The following is a 1,025-nucleotide window of genomic DNA, read 5'->3' as shown; positions in this document are numbered from 1 at the left end:
TTTGGAGAAATAAGGAAGATTCTCAAAACCCGTTTCTTCGGCTATTTGCGAAAATGCCATCTCTGTTGTACTTAATAAGACCTGAGCCCGCTCTATCCGCTTGTTGCGCAAGTACTGCAAGGGCCGCTCTCCTGTGCTTTCGAGAAATATTCGGGAGAAATAGTCTGCATTGTGATTTGCTCGCTCCGCCAACTGCGCTACCGTTAGGTTGGTATGCAGATTTGTCTGTAGGTATTCTATTGCATCCAGCACTTTGGAAGGAATTTTTTGAAAACTGGTTGATTTGAAATTATCAGCATCCATAAATCTCGATAGCAGCTGCAGAATTATTCCCTGTGTTTCCAGATACTCCGAAGGGTTAAGTTTATCATTCAGCTCTGTGAAACTTTGCAAAATAGGCCTCTTTTCGTAAACCTTTGGATTATGGGATCTATGCAATCCACGATTTGGGTTAAGCTCCTGCAGGCGCTGTAAATGCTGGTAATCGCTAAGGCGAGCCTCCGTTTTAATTATTTTCCTATTGTAATAAAATAGCGAACCCACAGACGGCGTCTCCTCTATAAAAGATAAGTAGTATTGGCTTAAAAATTTCTTGCAGTCATAGTTACATAAAGTAAAACTCGGAATAAGGTAGAGGTAATTCTTTTCCAGTTTGAAAGTTTCTTTATGGTCATACAAACGTCCTTCCCCCTCGTCAATGAGGTAAAGCCTATAAAAAGTACTCACCACATTTTTGTAATTCCAACTATTATCTAAATGGATATGGTCTGTGTTAAGTAATGAGAAATAAGGATTTTTTAATAAAGTGCTCATAGGGGGGTGACTTAATTCATAAGCAGATAAAGGTATAAAAATTAAGTATAAAAGTCGGATTTGTATAAACTGAAATGGCCTCTGATTAGGAAGGAAAAGGCAGATGCTTTACCTTTATCAGCAACACTATCCAGACCCTGCTGATGAAATTATAGAGGAAATAGAAACAATTGAACTGGAATTTTTGATTGGAGATTTGCAAAAGCTGCTGG

At 38.6% G+C, this 1,025-nt stretch carries 1 protein-coding gene; it reads right to left on the bottom strand.

The annotated features are described in order from the left end of the window. The coding region (locus ACUVJL_RS11275; protein WP_445245926.1) for a helix-turn-helix domain-containing protein at window positions 1-813 on the bottom strand (813 nt) is incomplete at its 3' end. Window positions 814-1,025 lie beyond the last annotated feature (212 nt).

Source organism: Microcoleus sp. OTE_8_concoct_300, from assembly GCF_031383065.1.
Classification (GTDB): domain Bacteria; phylum Cyanobacteriota; class Cyanobacteriia; order Cyanobacteriales; family Microcoleaceae; genus Microcoleus.
The sequence above is the reverse complement of the archived record's forward strand: the minus strand, read 5'-3'. Positions and strand labels throughout refer to the sequence as shown.